This window comes from Paraburkholderia aspalathi (assembly GCF_905220735.1).
Classification (GTDB): domain Bacteria; phylum Pseudomonadota; class Gammaproteobacteria; order Burkholderiales; family Burkholderiaceae; genus Paraburkholderia; species Paraburkholderia aspalathi.
Window position 1 is genome coordinate 1 of sequence record NZ_CAJNBA010000022.1, and the last position, 14775, is coordinate 14775.

General features: G+C 61.6%; 13 protein-coding genes and 2 pseudogenes. 4 read left to right on the plus strand and 11 right to left on the minus strand.

Annotated features, from left to right (window positions below; all coding sequences use genetic code 11):
- Positions 1-995: 995 nt before the first annotated feature.
- The 5 genes from KHO30_RS38820 to ligD all read right to left on the minus strand — a co-directional run bounded on the left by KHO30_RS38820 (position 996) and on the right by ligD (position 3861).
- Positions 996-1172, minus strand: coding sequence for a hypothetical protein (locus tag KHO30_RS38820; protein WP_211704060.1), 177 nt, complete (start codon positions 1170-1172; stop codon positions 996-998).
- A 15-nt stretch (positions 1173-1187) separates the two neighbouring features.
- On the minus strand, positions 1188-1385 hold the full coding sequence (locus tag KHO30_RS38825) for a hypothetical protein (RefSeq protein ID WP_211704061.1): 198 nt from the start codon (positions 1383-1385) through the stop codon (positions 1188-1190).
- Between the two features lie 21 nt (positions 1386-1406).
- A complete protein-coding gene (locus tag KHO30_RS38830) occupies positions 1407-1679 on the minus strand; it encodes a type II toxin-antitoxin system RelE/ParE family toxin (protein ID WP_211704062.1) in 273 nt (90 codons plus the stop codon).
- Positions 1679-1900 carry a TA system antitoxin ParD family protein gene (locus KHO30_RS38835; protein WP_175857979.1) on the minus strand — a complete coding sequence of 74 codons (222 nt, stop codon included), beginning with the start codon at positions 1898-1900 and terminating at the stop codon, positions 1679-1681. The genes KHO30_RS38830 and KHO30_RS38835 overlap by 1 nt, the downstream gene beginning before the upstream one ends.
- A 113-nt stretch (positions 1901-2013) precedes the next feature.
- On the minus strand, positions 2014-3861 hold the full coding sequence (gene ligD, locus KHO30_RS38840) for a DNA ligase D (protein ID WP_342346003.1): 1848 nt from the start codon (positions 3859-3861) through the stop codon (positions 2014-2016).
- A gap of 386 nt (positions 3862-4247) precedes the next feature.
- On the opposite strand from ligD, the gene KHO30_RS38845 reads away from it, so the two are divergent.
- Positions 4248-4511 carry a hypothetical protein gene (locus KHO30_RS38845; RefSeq protein ID WP_211704063.1) on the plus strand — a complete coding sequence of 88 codons (264 nt, stop codon included), beginning with the start codon at positions 4248-4250 and terminating at the stop codon, positions 4509-4511.
- Here the strand turns inward: KHO30_RS38845 and KHO30_RS38850 are convergent.
- The 6 genes and pseudogenes from KHO30_RS38850 to KHO30_RS38875 all read right to left on the minus strand — a co-directional run bounded on the left by KHO30_RS38850 (position 4508) and on the right by KHO30_RS38875 (position 10356).
- Positions 4508-5110: a hypothetical protein gene (locus KHO30_RS38850; RefSeq protein ID WP_211704064.1), complete on the minus strand. Its 603-nt coding sequence runs from the start codon at positions 5108-5110 to the stop codon at positions 4508-4510. The genes KHO30_RS38845 and KHO30_RS38850 overlap by 4 nt on opposite strands.
- On the minus strand, positions 5094-5447 hold the full coding sequence (locus KHO30_RS38855; RefSeq protein WP_211704065.1) for a hypothetical protein: 354 nt from the start codon (positions 5445-5447) through the stop codon (positions 5094-5096). The genes KHO30_RS38850 and KHO30_RS38855 overlap by 17 nt, the downstream gene beginning before the upstream one ends.
- Positions 5448-5627: 180 nt before the next feature.
- The gene (locus KHO30_RS38860; protein ID WP_211704066.1) at positions 5628-6146 is read right to left on the minus strand and encodes a DUF6398 domain-containing protein; all 519 of its coding nucleotides are present in this window, start codon (positions 6144-6146) and stop codon (positions 5628-5630) included.
- A 23-nt stretch (positions 6147-6169) separates the two neighbouring features.
- Positions 6170-6523 carry a hypothetical protein gene (locus KHO30_RS38865; protein ID WP_211704067.1) on the minus strand — a complete coding sequence of 118 codons (354 nt, stop codon included), beginning with the start codon at positions 6521-6523 and terminating at the stop codon, positions 6170-6172.
- Between the two features lie 28 nt (positions 6524-6551).
- Positions 6552-7265 carry a YecA/YgfB family protein gene (locus tag KHO30_RS38870; protein ID WP_211704068.1) on the minus strand — a complete coding sequence of 238 codons (714 nt, stop codon included), beginning with the start codon at positions 7263-7265 and terminating at the stop codon, positions 6552-6554.
- Positions 7266-7310: 45 nt separating this feature from the next.
- Positions 7311-10356: pseudogene (locus KHO30_RS38875) on the minus strand (Tn3 family transposase).
- Between the two features lie 282 nt (positions 10357-10638).
- Here KHO30_RS38875 and KHO30_RS38880 point away from each other — a divergent pair.
- The 3 genes and pseudogenes from KHO30_RS38880 to KHO30_RS38890 form a co-directional block, all read left to right on the plus strand.
- The gene (locus tag KHO30_RS38880; protein WP_211704069.1) at positions 10639-11517 is read left to right on the plus strand and encodes a tyrosine-type recombinase/integrase; all 879 of its coding nucleotides are present in this window, start codon (positions 10639-10641) and stop codon (positions 11515-11517) included.
- Between the two features lie 8 nt (positions 11518-11525).
- Positions 11526-12734 (plus strand): IS91 family transposase, encoded by a 1209-nt coding sequence (locus tag KHO30_RS38885; RefSeq protein WP_211704070.1) that lies wholly within the window; start codon positions 11526-11528, stop codon positions 12732-12734.
- A gap of 396 nt (positions 12735-13130) precedes the next feature.
- A pseudogene (locus KHO30_RS38890) lies at positions 13131-13850 on the plus strand (phage integrase family protein); the annotation flags it as partial.
- Between the last annotated feature and the right edge of the window lie 925 nt (positions 13851-14775).

Genomic DNA, 14775 nt, shown 5'->3' on the forward strand with positions numbered 1-14775 from the left:
CTTGTTCGCGATGGCGTGGAATCCTTGTTCACTTTGCCGTGGAATCACGATTCACTTTGCCCTGGAATGGGTGTTCTCTTTGCGTGGAATACGCAGCTTACTCGCCGCTCCTCTCCGTTTGGGCCTTCCAGCGTTGCCGCTGTACTATGCCCGCTGCTGACTCCTGCACGATGGTCAACGGCCCTTGCGAGCCGTTCAGTCCTGATTCCAGGACACCGCACAGGCCTCCCGAGGTAAGCTCAACCGCCTTCGCCACACGCCTGCCAGATCTACCACCCCGGACCTTGATGGTTATGGACTTCGCGATCATCGGCTCGCTCGTCCGGCCGGGTAGGCCTCATATCTGATTTCTGTTCGTCAGGTCGTGGCTTTGCTACACGCTTCCTTCAGACCCCGCCTCACGACGACGCCCTTGCGTTTCGCTAGCCCTTCACCACCATCAGGTTGGGCAGGGGACTCGCACCCCCAAGCTGTTGCGCATGCTCGGCGCACCGAAAAAAAGCCGACCAAGAAGGTCGGCCAAAGATTCTGCCAATTCCGAGGGCCGTAGCAGAACCTGAGAGAGCCGATATTATGCCAGCCGTTTGCTACGCCTGTTGCTGGATCAAGGCCTTAGTCGGGGCCGCACGCTCCCTGTTCGCGCCGCTTGAAATCAAGTAGCGGGAGCGCGCGGGTACAGCAATCTTTTGCGTCCTATGCGCGGCTTGCCTTAACGGCCACCACGCACGCCGCGAGACCGACAACCGTCGCAAAGGCAGACAGCGCCATATGTCCCGAGGCGGCCGTCCCGACCGCCGATACGAGAGCCAATCCGCTTATGGCATACATTGCTTTCATGTCATGCTTTTCCTGTTTTCCTTGGCCTACGCCTTCCACAAAGCCAACGCCAAAGCGGCCCGAACGCCGATGCCTACGGCCAGCGCCCCTATCAGTCTGCAATGCACGTCGTGGCTGACGCGGAGCAACGCACTAGCGGTGGCGCAGTCATGCGTTTCCTACTCGTGATCACAAAGGTCCGATAGGGACTTTTCAAGGGTCGCCGCCGCGTCGAGGTGCAGTTGCACGCTGGCGGCATCCAAAGGCTCGCCTGACGGCATCCTGCGCGATTCTGCCGAGTCACGTAGCACGTTAATCGCGGCCCGCAGCGCGAGTGATGTGGTCAATGCAGACATCGTCTTTCCGATCCGTTATCTGACGCCGAACATACGCTTTACGCCGGCCCAGCTCGCCGCACGATCACTACCTGCGCGCCTGGTGTTGAGTAGGCAGCACGAGGCGACCAAAAGTAGAAGAAGCGCCAGGCCGACGCTACCTTGGATCGCGTAAAGCAAAGCGATGACCAGGGCGAAGACGGCCGAGCCGTAGAACAGGTGTTTCGGTTTCATATCCTCTTTTTCCGTCGTTTCTTAGCGTTTGAGGTTGCGATAAAAATTCTCATGCGAACCTAAGCTCAACAGAACTATCTCGCTCGACGTGTACTGGTAGGAGACCAAGACTTCCTGCTTGTTGATCTTGAACTTGTGGACATAGACACCGGTCAGGTCTCCTTTTTTCGCCGCGCCGATCGCTGGATCTGCGGCAATCTCCCGCACCGCCTTGTCCAGATCCTTCTTGTCTCGGGCATGCAGTTTCTTGGCCGCACGCTCGAAGGTCGGTGTAACTCGAATGCTGATTGCCATTACGAAGAGAACTGATATTCAGACAGTTGTCCTGCCTTTGCTTCTTCGACCGCCAACAACGTATCCTGAATGAACGTCACGGGCATGTCGGGATTTTCTTCGACCGCTTTCCCTAGCCGCGCCCAATGTTCTATTTGCTTGGGAACCGATCGATGCTTCGCCGCCGCATGCGGCTTCGCAATCTCGACCAGTTCATCCGACAGTTTGAGTGCAATTGCCATGATGACCTCTCTATTTTTATACCCACCAAGCCTAGCACTTTAGGTTTCAAAATACAACCTTTTGCAACTAATGCTGGTGGTCCGGATGCTGTTCGCGAGCCCGTCTACGCTGGTCAGGGTTTCATGCCCACCGCGCGACGCATCGCGGCGTTGACGCCTTGTCTCGTCTGCCAGTAGCCCGCCCAAGGATCGGCGCCCAGCGACCGTTGCCGGACAATCGCACCGTGCATGGTCCATTCGTCGCCGCGCTTCACTTCCATGAGTTCGTCCCAAGCGATGGGCATCGAGACAGCCATTCCTGGTCGTGCGCGTACCGAAAAGGGTGCGACAGTGCTCGCCCCGCGGCTATTGCGCAGGTAGTCGATAAAGATTTTGCCAACGCGGTTTTTAGGTCCGAGGACTGCTGAAAACCGGTCAGGCAGGACGCGAGCAATGTGTTGGGCGACAGCCTTGGAGAATTCCTTGGTCTCGGCCCATCCTTGCCGGCGGGTCAGCGGTACGACGATATGAAAGCCCTTGCCACCACTCGTTTTAACGAAAGACTTCAGACCGACTTCGTCCAGAACAACCTTGACCAGCGAAGCCGCATCCAGCATCGCGCTCCACGCCTGCTGCGGATCCGGGTCCAGGTCGAAAATGACGCGGTCGGGATGTTCGAGGTCGGGCGCAACCGCATTCCAGGAGTGCAACTCGATGACTCCCATCTGCGCGAGGCCTGCCAGTGCCTCTACCGAGTTTGCAACGAGCAGCGGCGGGTGACGCGGATGAAGCTCCTTGGGCAATTCGCTGACGCCCTGAATCCGCATCTTGTCCGCATGTTTCTGGAAGAACAGCTCCCCCTTTATGCCGTCCGGCGCGCGCACCAAGGTGAGGGGCCTGTCATGCAACCATGGCAGCGCCCACTCAGCCACCTCTGTGTAATATCGCACGACGTCGATTTTCTTGAGTCCCGTTGCATCGTCAATGACGCGCGAGGCGTTGCTGATGGAGACCCCCGCGAGGACCACTTTGTTTTTCGGCCCTGGCCGCTCGCGGTCCCAAGCCTGCGGGCGCTCATTGCAACCATCCGGACCGATAGCCGTGACTGGCTCCTCCGTCACAGCGCGAGCGGGCTTGTCTTCACGAAACGCGCGGAAGGTCGCATGCCGCAGTTCACCGCCCGGAGTCCATTCTAGGAAGGCCACTTCTGCGACCATTTCCGGTCGTAGCCAGATGAGTTCGCGATCGCGATCCGGAGTCGGCGGGTTATAGAAAGCGGATTCCGGCTGCGCCAGACCGTGCGCGCGCTGCGAAAATGCCGCGGTGGCCCTGGGTTTGAGGTACGGCTGTACGCTACCGGCATAACGCAGCGAACCGTCGTTTTCAAAAACGCCAAGCAGGAGTTTTTGTACTCCGCCTTTAGCGCCGCGGGCACGGGAGAAGCCACCCACGACAAACTCCTGGCTGCGGTTGCATTTGAGCTTGATCCAGTCGGGCGAGCGACCCGAGCGGTACGGCGCATCAGCACGCTTGCCGATAATACCTTCGAGCTTCAGCTTGCATGCGGATGCGACCAGGGACGCTGGATCCTCATCGAAGTCTTCGGAAAACCGCACCAGCGGATGGTCCAGCTGTTCGAGCAGGTCGCGCAGCACAGTTCGGCGCGATCGCAGCGGTTGCTCCCGGATGTCTGTTCCATTCACGTATAGCAGGTCGAAGGCGAAGAGAGTGATTTCCGCGGTGCTTCGCCTGTCGAATGCATTCTGCAGCGCGTTGAAGTCAGGCCTACCCGAAGCATCGAGCACAACGCCCTCGCCGTCGAGCCAGGCGGAAGCGACCGGCAGGCCCGCGAGCGCATCGCGCAACCTCGGCATGCGATCTGTCCAGTCATGCCCGTTGCGAGTAAAGATTCTCACCGCACCGGAGCTGAGACGGCACATCAGCCGGTAACCGTCGAACTTTGATTTCGTACGACCAGCCATGAGCAGGAGGCGGCCGATCGACCAGCGTCGCGAGCTGCGGCTCGATCAATGACGGTTGTTGCCCCGGCGCGTCATCTCCTCGCGCGCGACGTGGGCTCCGCGCCGAATTCCAGCGACCGGGCATGAGCTGGCCTCGCTAGGCAAGTTTGTGGCGGTGGCCAGACATGTGGCGGCCGGACGCCTTGCCACACGCTACTGATCTGGACTCCATCATGATCTCCACCAGAAGCCATCGTCCAGCACGAACGGTGCCTATCAGGGAGGGAGGAATTCGGACGCCAGGTCCGATCGGCTTCGAAAGAGCAATTTCACCTACGCCCGCCGCGTCGATGACCGCGACATGATGCCGTTATCATGAGCATGATCTCGATCACGGAGTAGCGCGCGTGCAGACCAAGGTGCAAATAGGGCTTGAGACTTTGACGCTCGAGCGTCACATGGTCGACGTCAGCCTTTATAAGAAACGCCTGGAAAGCGCGCTTCCGGACTGCGAAGTCGAATTTGTGCTTATCCCGATCAAGGGGGAACGGCTGCGCGAAATGCCGTACGCAATCCGGTTCGTAGGTAGTCGTGGTCCCATCCACCAGAATCAGGTGTTACGGGTAGCACACATCCTCTGGCCGCAACTGATCGGCACGGCAAAACGTTAGCGCTGGCTGTTGCGACGGCGCTTCGGCCCGATCGGCGCCACAGCGGGTCGAGTATCGCTCGTTGGCGGGGTCTCACCGCTGCGATTTGTCAAGTCCGCTTCAGTCCCCGACCCGGCGGATTGCGCCTCAAGATATTTCGCAAAAATGCCAATCGCATAACAGGGGGGGACGACGATCCACAAGAGGCCGTAGACGACACCCCACGACATGTGAAGGCTTAGCGCATGGGATAGGAGCGCCACGAGCGCAGCCGCCACAAGCAGCAACGCGACCATGATTGCCACCAAGATTCCCTCCCGACTCAACTGGAAGAGCCGGGAGAGACCGCCCGAGTCAAGCACGAGTTCGCGACAGAGGTAGCCCGTAACGCTGAGCGGGATGGCCGCAAACGCAAAGGCAAACGCCCACTGCAGCGGCGCGTCGAGTGAATCGCGGCTCACGAGGGCGAGCACGATCCCCAGTGCAACTGCCGCGGTGCCGAGGGTGGCCCGCTCGGCTAATTGCAGGAGATAAGCGGGTCCGGCTTTTCCTCGCTTGCTACCGTTGCCGTCACGTTCCCGTGCCGGCGCAACAACGCAGCGGTCAGCCCTTGAAGCCACGTCGTTCACAATCCGTGATGAGTGCGTTGTGGACTGCGATTGGCATCGCAGTACGCAAGACCGGTTCGAGCGTGGGCAGGCTGCGATCCACGACCTCCGTCAGCTGCGCGACTGTCGTGCCGCTAAGGCATGCCGCAAACTGAGCTTTGGACTGTGGAAACAGAACGCGGTCCGCATCCAGCACGCCTGCCACATATGACTGACGCTCGTTGAGCGGCAACTTTGGATACAGCTCCGGCGAGATTGCCTGCGCGAGGGGCGTCGTTTGAGGAGGCGTCTGCGCAAACGCTGCGGTCGCAACGATGACGGCAAGGACGCCGGGGAGTGCTGACTTCATTTGCATTGGTTGGCCTATGGTGGTTGTCCATTCCGACATAACGGCACGCGCGGCCGGGTCTTTAGCCGGTTGGGGCGGCGCCATTACGGGTCGCTTCAGGAAACGGAAAATAAAGCACGCTTAGCTTGATCTACCCGGCGCACTGGGTGGCGTACAAACGGAGCCGAGATTTCCAGTGAACTACTGATCTTCGCCTGGAACGAATGGGATGACACCTTGGCGGAAAGCTTCTTCCTGCAAATTGCGCGGGATGCGGCGCGCGTCAACGATAAGACCGTCGATCTCGATGAGCCACGCGAGCGGATTTCTGGCGAGCTGACTGGGAAGCGACCAGCGAGGGTCGAGCTGGCCTATCTTCAAAAGGTTGAGGATTGCTCCGGAGCGGGCCGAACCGGTCTGGGTGCTCAACTCGAAGTGCTGGCACAGCGCATCGGCGCGCATGTGGGGCTTCTGGGATTTGTCGAAGAGGAAGTTGATGCGCCCGATTGCGTAGGCCACGCCGCAGGCCCAGGAGCGTGCCGGACCGGTCACCAGTGGCGATGGCCGCTTGCGGCACAGGGTGGCAACGAGACGCCGGCAAAGGTCGCGGTATTCGTCGGTCAGATGCTGCGCGCAAAAGGCATCGGTCAGCGCCGTGATCTCGCGATACCGGTCTTGCATGGCGACCGGCACACGCTCGCCGTCAAAGATTGGCTTCATGGGATTCACACAACCCGTATGAGTCAGTTGCCCAGTTCGGCGAGCCCGTGAACATCGCCCTCCCGCTCGATCAGGCGCAACCATGTGTCCAGCTTCTCGCTGCTGCCGTCAAGCAGCCGGTCAACCAGGGTCCGGTCGTTCGCCTTGCCCAGCATGTTGTGCAGTCCCAGGTATGCTACAAGAAGGTGGTACATGGTGCAGCGCAAATCGTCACGCTCGCCCTGACAGCGAAGGGCATGGCGATGCAGATCCGCAATGGCGAGCCCGAGTTTCTCACCGACATACGCAAGCGGTATGCCGTCACGATCCTGTCGCGACGTGTACGCGGGGCCGTTGGCGTTCAGGGGTAGATCTGCATCATCCGGAATCTGGGGCATTGCGTGTCTCCGTAGCTGTGCTGTCTGATCAGTGAAACGTCGGCGAACTGGCCATGCAGCAATGCTTGTACTTGCGGCCACTACCACACGGGCACGGCTCGTTGCGTCCGATCTTCGGTTCGTCACGGCGCATGGGAACACGTGCCTGGATGCTCGCCAGCCCCCGCCGGTGCGGCTCGAAGTAACGGTAGATGTGGGTCAGCCCGGCGATCATCGTCTCCAGCAACGCCTCGCGCTTCTCCGCAGGGATCGGTGGAGGCCGCATCTGCGGGTCGGGATTGTGTTCATGATGCAGCATCATGATCGGGATCATCGGGCCGCCGTGGTCCTCGTCGTGGATCAGTTCACCCCAGCTCTCAGGACGTATCTGTACGCCGCGCATAAAGCCGTGCGCCCAGTCGTTGGCCGGGGCAACACCATCCTCGCGCTCGAGCAAGACTGGCAGGTACACGTTCGGCTCATGCAGCGTCTGTTGCAGTTCCGTGCTGATCGCGTTCCAGTGACGCATGAGCAGTTCGATGATTTCGGTGGCCTGTCCGTCACTTTCAAACGAAAAATCTTCCCCCCAGATCTGCGGCAGATACTCGCTGGGCAACACGATGTCGGGTCCGCAAATCAATGCGGCGAAATAGCCGTCGAGCGTTTCGATGTTCATCGCTGCATCGCCGATGGAGTCGAGAAACCCGGCGAGACGGGAGAAATCGTCATCGGCAAGCGGCTGTTGGGACGTCAGGTTATTCACGGGGGGATTTTCTCTTCGCGAGGTCGAAGCGACTGTATCTGTCGATTATACGACGTCGAGTTCGCCGGATATGGCCACAGGATCGATCGATCCTGCGGCAGATCGCGAGGGACGCCGAACCCGCGATTCTGTCTCCGGCTCCGTTCGAAGCGGTCTGAACCTGCCGGCCTCGAGTTTCCGGTCCCGCTGCCACACGTAGTCGCCCGTCAGGTTGATGTGCTCCCAGCCCAGCGGCGACAGATACGGCAGCAGCGCAGTATCGGCCGGTACGCGCGTGTGTATGGCCTGGACGGTCCGCTCGAGGTAGACGGTGTTCCACAGCACGATTGCGGCCGTGACCAGATTCAGGCCGCTGGCACGGTAACGCTGCGCCTCGAAACTGCGGTCTCGAATTTCCCCGAGGCGGTAGAAGAACACCGAGCGTGCGAGCGCATTGCGGGCCTCGCCCTTGTTCAGACCTACATGCACGCGGCGCCGCAGTTCGACGTTCTGCAGCCAGTCGAGAATGAACAGCGTGCGCTCAATGCGACCGATCTCTCGCAGTGCGACGGCGAGACCATTCTGTCTTGGGTAGCTGCCGAGCTTGCGCAGCATCAGCGAGGCCGTGACCGTACCCTGCCGGATCGACGTTGCCAGGCGCAGCACATCGTCCCAGTTCCTGCGGATGTGCTTTTCGTTATACGTGTCGCCGATCATTGTGGCAAGTACCGGATAGTCCTTCGGATTGCCAGGCACGTACAGCTTCATGTCGCCGAGATCGCGAATGCGCGGCGCAAAGCGGAAGCCGAGCAGATGCATCAGCGCAAAGACGTGATCGGTAAAGCCATTGGTGTCGGTGTAATGTTCCTGAATGCGCAGGTCCGATTCGTGGTACAGCAACCCGTCGAGCACGTAGGTCGAATCGCGCACGCCGACGTTGACGAGGTTCGGATAGAACGGCGCGTACTGATCGGAGATGTGCGTGTAGAACATGCGCCCGGGTTCTGCGCCGTATTTCGGATTCACGTGCCCGGTGCTCTCAGCACGGCTGCCCGCGCGAAAGCGTTGTCCATCGGATGACGAAGTGGTGCCATCCCCCCAGTGGGTCGCGAAGGGATGGGCGAACTGCGCGTTGACGAGCTCGGCCAGCGCCTGTGAGTAGGTCTCGTCGCGGATGTGCCACGCCTGCAGCCACGACAGCTTCGCGTAGGTCGTTCCCGGGCAGGCTTCTGCCATTTTCGTCAGCCCGAGATTGATCGCGTCGGCCAGCACCGTCGTGAGCAGCAATGTCTTGTCTTTCGCTGTCTCACCGGTTTTCAGGTGCGTGAAGTGGCGGGTGAATCCGGTCCAGGCGTCGACCTCCATCAGCAGCTCGGTGATTTTCACGCGCGGCAGCATGGCCGCCGTCTTGTCGATCAGCGTCTGGGCGGCCTCGGGAACCGCGGCATCGAGTGGCGTGATCTTCAGACCTGATTCTGTGATGATTGCATCGGGAAGTCCGTTGGCCGCTGCGAGCCGATTGACGGTTGCCAGCCGCTGCTCCAGCAACTGCCGCCGCTCGTTCAGGTATTGGTCGCAGTCAGCGATGATGGGCAGCGGCAAGGCGTTGCCCTGCATGAGGGTCTGGAAGCTTTCTGCTGGCAGCAGGTAGTCGTCGAAGTCCCTGAACTGGCGCGAGCCCTGCACCCAGATGTCGCCTGAGCGTAGTGCGTTCTTCAGCTCGGCCAGTGCGCACAGTTCGTAGTAGCGGCGATCGATACCGGCGTCGGTCATCACGAGCGGTTTCCAGCGCGGCTTGACGAAGGCGGTGGGCGCGTCCGCTGGCAACTTGCGTACCCCGTCGTGGTCCATGGCCCGGATCATATCAATCGCGTCAAGCACCTCCGTCGCCGCCGGCGCGGCGCGCAGCCTCAGGATTTCGAGGAAGGCCGGGACGTACCGGCGCAGCGTCGCATAATGATCGCCAATCTGGTGAAGGAAATCGAACGCTTCAGGTTGGGCGAGTCGCTCGGCCTCGCTGACGCTTTTCGTGAATGCCTCCCACGACATGACGGATTCGATCGCCTTGAACGCATCGCCGCCGTTTTCCTTGGCCTGCAGCAGGGCTCTGCCCAGCTTTCCGTACAGTCGAACCTTGTCGTTGATGGCCTTGCCGGAGCGGTGAAACTGCTCCTGATGCTTCTTTTTCGCGGCATTGAAGAGCCGTCCGATGATGCGGTCGTGCAGGTCGACGATCTCGTCGGTGACCGTCGCCGTGGCCTCCATCACGATGGCCACCAGGGTGGCATGACGGCGTTGCGTTTCAAACCTGGCCAGATCGCTCGGCGTCATCTGCGCGCCTTCCCGGGCAATCTTGAGCAGGCGGTTCCGGTGCACCATCCGGTCGAGCCCTGCGGGCAGCTCAATGGCGTGAAAGGATTTTCAGGCGATCGATATGCTTGAGCATCTGACGTGAACTCGCCTTTCCCGGCGGCAGCCGCAGCCACGAGAGCCATGTCATGCGGCCATCGTCACGACGCTTCAGTAGCTGGTCGAGTCTTTGCCGGTGCTCATCCGACAGTGATGCCGTAAGGACATCGTAGATCCGGCGCGTCGCGCGCGTGACCGCCTCAGCGCAGATCCGCTCGATCACGTTCGCGCCCGGCAGCAGGATTGCCTGTTGGCGCAAGTATCCGACCAGTGCCTGCGCGAGCACGAGGCCCTTGTCGGTCTGCATCGCCAGGTCAACAAGGGCCAGCACGGCCGGACGGTAATCGGCCACGGTGAGCGGCCGCAACTGCAGCGCAGCCTGCAGTTCGAGCAGATGTTCGCGACGCGTCTGGTCCCGATTGGCATACTCTTTCCAGAGCGTCGGTTCGATGCCGAGCTGTCCGGCAACGTACTCCAGCAGCGCCGGTGGTGGCTCAATGCCTGCGCCCAGGATGAACCCTGGGTATCGCATGCAGCACAGCTGGACGGCAAAGCCCAGGCGGTTGGCCGCGCCCCGGTGCTGGCCGATCAGCGATAGCTCTGCCTCGCTGAACGTGTAATGACGGATGAGGTCATCGTGGCTGTCGGGAAACGAATAGAGGCTGTCGCGCTCGGCGGGCGCGAGAATGGAACGTCGTGGCATGGTCGGCTCGGCAAAGGGTGGGGATGGTGCTGGCATGGACTGCGGCACCGATTCCACCGGATTGACGCTTCAAAAAAATGCAGTGTAATCCGTTCCATCGCCATAATCCTTCTTGTACTAAACCGCTGACGCGGTAGTGGGAGGGAAGCGGAGGTCAGTGCCTGACGTTCAGTCAGGACGGTTGTCCGATGCCAAGCTACGGCGAAGTGACGGGCAGGCGGCCAGGAGCAGCATGGAGGTGCCCGACCGGGCATGCCATCCACTGTTCCCAGGAGGTACGCCATGACACTGCTTCGCCAACGCATGTTGCAGGACATGCAGATCCGCAACCTCGCCGACAACACCCAGAAGTCCTATCTGCTGCAGGTTTCCAGTTTCGCCCGGCATTTCCGGCGCTCGCCTGAACTGCTCGGCCCCGAAGAGATCCGGGCCTGGCTCGTCCATCTTCGCGAGGAGCGCAAGCTGGCCCCCGCCAGCCTCGGTCCAACGATCGGCGCACTGCGCTTCCTCTACCGCGTGACGCTCAAGCGAGCCTGGAGCGACGAGGACTTTCCGTTGCCGAAGAAGCCGTTCAGACTGCCGGTCGTCCTGAGCCTGGAGGAGATCACTACCTTCTTCGAGTCGATCCCCAGTCTCAAGCAGCGCGCGATCCTGATGAGCGCGTACGCCGCCGGGCTGCGCGTGTCGGAAGTCGTGCACTTGAAGGTCACCGATATCGACAGCCAGCGCATGGTCATCCGTGTGAACCAGGGCAAGAATCGTAAGGATCGCTACGTAATGCTCTCGCCGCGGCTGCTCGAGATCCTGCGACTGTACTGGCACGACGCTCACCCCCGGGAGTGGCTCTTTCCGGGCGACATCCCCGGGCATCCCATCACCCGCTCCGCAGTAGCGCTGGCTTGCCGGAACGCGCGCCAGCGCAGCGGTATCCAGAAACCCATCACGCCACATTCCTTGCGTCACGCCTTCGCCACGCACCTGCTGGAGACCGGCACCGATGTACGCAGGATCCAGCTACTGATGGGTCATCGCAGCATGTCGACGACTGCGCGCTACCTCAAGCTGGCAACCAGCACCATCTGCGCAACCTCCAGCCCCTTTGATCTGCTGCCGCACCTCGAGCCGGTGCAGCCTCCGCCCAGTCCGCCCGACTATTTCTGAACGCGATCATGGGTGCGGCACTTGAGGTGGCGGACATCTTCCGCCGCTGTGGGCCGCAGTACCGGCAGAGCCACGCCGGTGGACTCAGTCGTGCGCAACGGCGCGCGATGAGCGCGATCGAGCTGTGCCGCACCGCGGCCCTCGGCGGCCATGTCGAACAGTGCGACGCCTGCGGTCACCAGCGCATCACCTACAACTCGTGCCGGCATCGCGCCTGCCCGAAGTGCCAGTCGCTCGCCCGCGCGCAATGGCTCGAACACCGGCAGGCCGAGTTGCTGCCCGAGGTCGAGTATTTCCATGTGGTCTTCACGCTGCCCGAGCCCATCGCGGCGCTCGCCTATCAAAACAAGAAGCTTCTCTATGACATCCTGTTCCGCACCAGCGCCGAAACCCTGCGCACGATCGCCGCCGATCCGAAACACCTGGGCGCCGAGATCGGCTTCATCACGGTCCTGCATACCTGGGGACAGAACCTGCAACACCATCCGCACGTGCACTGCGTGGTACCGGGCGGCGGCATCGCCCCGGACGGCGAACACTGGATCGCCTGTCGCCCCGGTTTCTTCCTGCCCGTGCGGGTGCTCTCACGGCTGTTCCGGCGTCTGTTTCTCGCCCAGCTGCGCCATGCCTTCGACACCGGCGCACTGCATTTCTACGGCCAACTTGAACCGCTCGCCCACGTTCAGGCGTTCGCCGCCTTTCTCGCGCCGGCCGCACAAGCGGAGTGGGTGGTCTATGCGAAGCCTCCCTTCGGCGACGCCCGACACGTACTCGACTATCTGGGCCGCTACACCCACCGCGTGGCCATCTCGAACAACCGGCTGGTCAACTTCGACGACGGCCACGTCACCTTCCGGTGGAAAGACTATAAACATCCCGCCGCAACGAAAACCATGACGCTTGAGGCCGACGAATTCATCCGCCGCTTCCTGCTACATGTGCTGCCCGCCGGCTTCAAACACATCCGCAGTTACGGCCTGCTGGCCAATCGCCACCGCACAGCCAGGCTAGCCACCTGCCGACGGCTGCTCGGCGTCGTGGCTCCCGCGGACGAAATACCCGACCCGATGGAAGACTACCGCGACCGTTACCAGCGACTCACCGGCAAGTCCCTGCGCGATTGCCCCCTCTGCGGCAAAGGCCACATGATCTGCATCGAAACCTTCCTGCCCGGTGCACTTCCGCGTGCGCCGCCACGCACTCACCATGTCCTCTGATCCGCGTTCGCACCCCTACCGATCACGTTTCCATTCATTCCTGATGGCGACGCGCCCGGGCTTGTGTCATCGAGTCTTTGCCGTACGCGAACGACCCGGAATCTGCACCCTTCACATCGTCAACTCCACGCTCGCACCACCGTCACGCAATAGTCAACTCCGCTTCATCGTAGCGCGGTGCCCAGCTCACGCCTATGGAGCGCGCTCGATGACCGCATCGACGATTCAATGCCCATAGCACGACCGCCTGCGGAGCGGTTCAGCACAAACGGTTTTTTAGTTACCGATTGCGGTCCGACTTATACGGACTTCCTTATATGTCTGTAGCCGCAATCGCTAACCAAAAAACCCTCTGCTTTATGGCAATGGGTGCCTTTTTACACTAAACTGCCCGACATGAAAACGCGTCAGTCCCGGCCCACCTCGCACACCGCCTCCGTGGAACTGCTGGCGTTTCCGGATGCCGACCAGCTTGCGGCGCTGCGTGGCTGGTATGCCGGCCTGTCGTCGCGGGCCGCCGTGGACCGCTACCTGTCTCACGCACGCGTGCCGGGCGCATCGGCGCGCGGCATCCTCGGCGCGATCCGCCGTCAGCTTGTCAACCTTGCCCTTGAACGCCAGCGCGCCGATCTTGCTGATCTGCTGCAACATCCTGTCGGTGACCGGCTCGCCCGGGCAGGCGCGGTCGCACACGCGATCGAAATCCTGCGTGCGTTGCCGATGCCACAACCGCAGATCGCCGATGACATCGGCCTGTGGCTGACGCCGCGCGCGGCACGCGTACTGCGGGCGCATGGCATCACAACCCTCGCGGACCTGACCGTGCGGGTGCCGCGTCGACGCCGCTGGTGGACTTCGGTGCCCGGACTCGGCCAGACCAGCGCCCGGCAGATCGAGGTGTTCTTTGCCGCCCACCCGCAACTGACAGAACGCGCTCACGCGCTGATTGCCGTGACCGCGCCTGGCGTCGTCGTCCCATGGGAGCGGTTGAGGGTGCCGCACGAGGTGGATGGCTCCCGCGGCAGCTTCCGGGCGCCCCGGCGGGCCTGCGCGCTTGACGCGAACAACGACTATGACGCGGTGTCGATGGTGCTGGGGATCCGCACAAATCTGGCGGCGCCAGGTTGACGGCGGCGTTGCATGAGCGTAAGCGCACGACGAGGTTCGGTGCTGTTTGCCTTGGGGGACGAGAGTAACAACGAGAAGAGGACTTGACGCTGGGTGCGTCGAAGGGAGCCCGTAGGGCGACTGGAGACGCACCCAGCTGCGCATCACGCGAACAGTCTGGGCCGTGATAGAAAGGCGGTTCGCCGAAGAAACAACCGGCGCGGCATCGGCTATCAAGACCTCGCGAGTCAAACCGATGCCGCGCCCACACTGATCCCGGATGACAGGTCCGGCGCACCTGTGCGCGTTAATTGTTGCATGGCAGGTGCGCTCTGTCGATGGTCTTCGGCGTTCATCAAGGAGCGCCGATGCCCGGAAGAAATCCCTGTGGGCTGCAGCCCACGGGCCGCCTGTTCGTGTGCGCCCGTTGCCGGGCGCAGGTCGTCATTTGCGGGCGCTGTGATCGTGGCAATCGCTATTGCCGGGATTGCGCCAAAGAGGCCCGGCGGGTCAGTGTGCGCGAGGCCGGCCGCCGGTATCAGCGCAGCCGCCGCGGGCGCTTCGCCCACGCGGCACGAGCACGACGCTATCGGGCTGAACGCAAAATCGTGACGCATCACGGTTCACCCTCTCCCCCTGCGAATGATGTACTGCAAGCGGACCTGACGACAGGCGCCGCCGTTGCAGTTCAAGCCGATGATCGTACGACGGCGACGCTGACAACACCGCGCTGTCACTGTTGTGGCGGCCCGTTGCCGCCGTTCGTGCGCACTGGTTACCTGCGTCGTCGAGGTCCGCGTCGTGTTTATCGCTTCGATCGCGGAGACATTCCTGATGACTGCGTATTCCACGCAAAGAGAACACCCATTCCAGGGCAAAGTGAATCGTGATTCCACGGCAAAGAGAACAAGGATTCCACGTCATCGCGAACAAA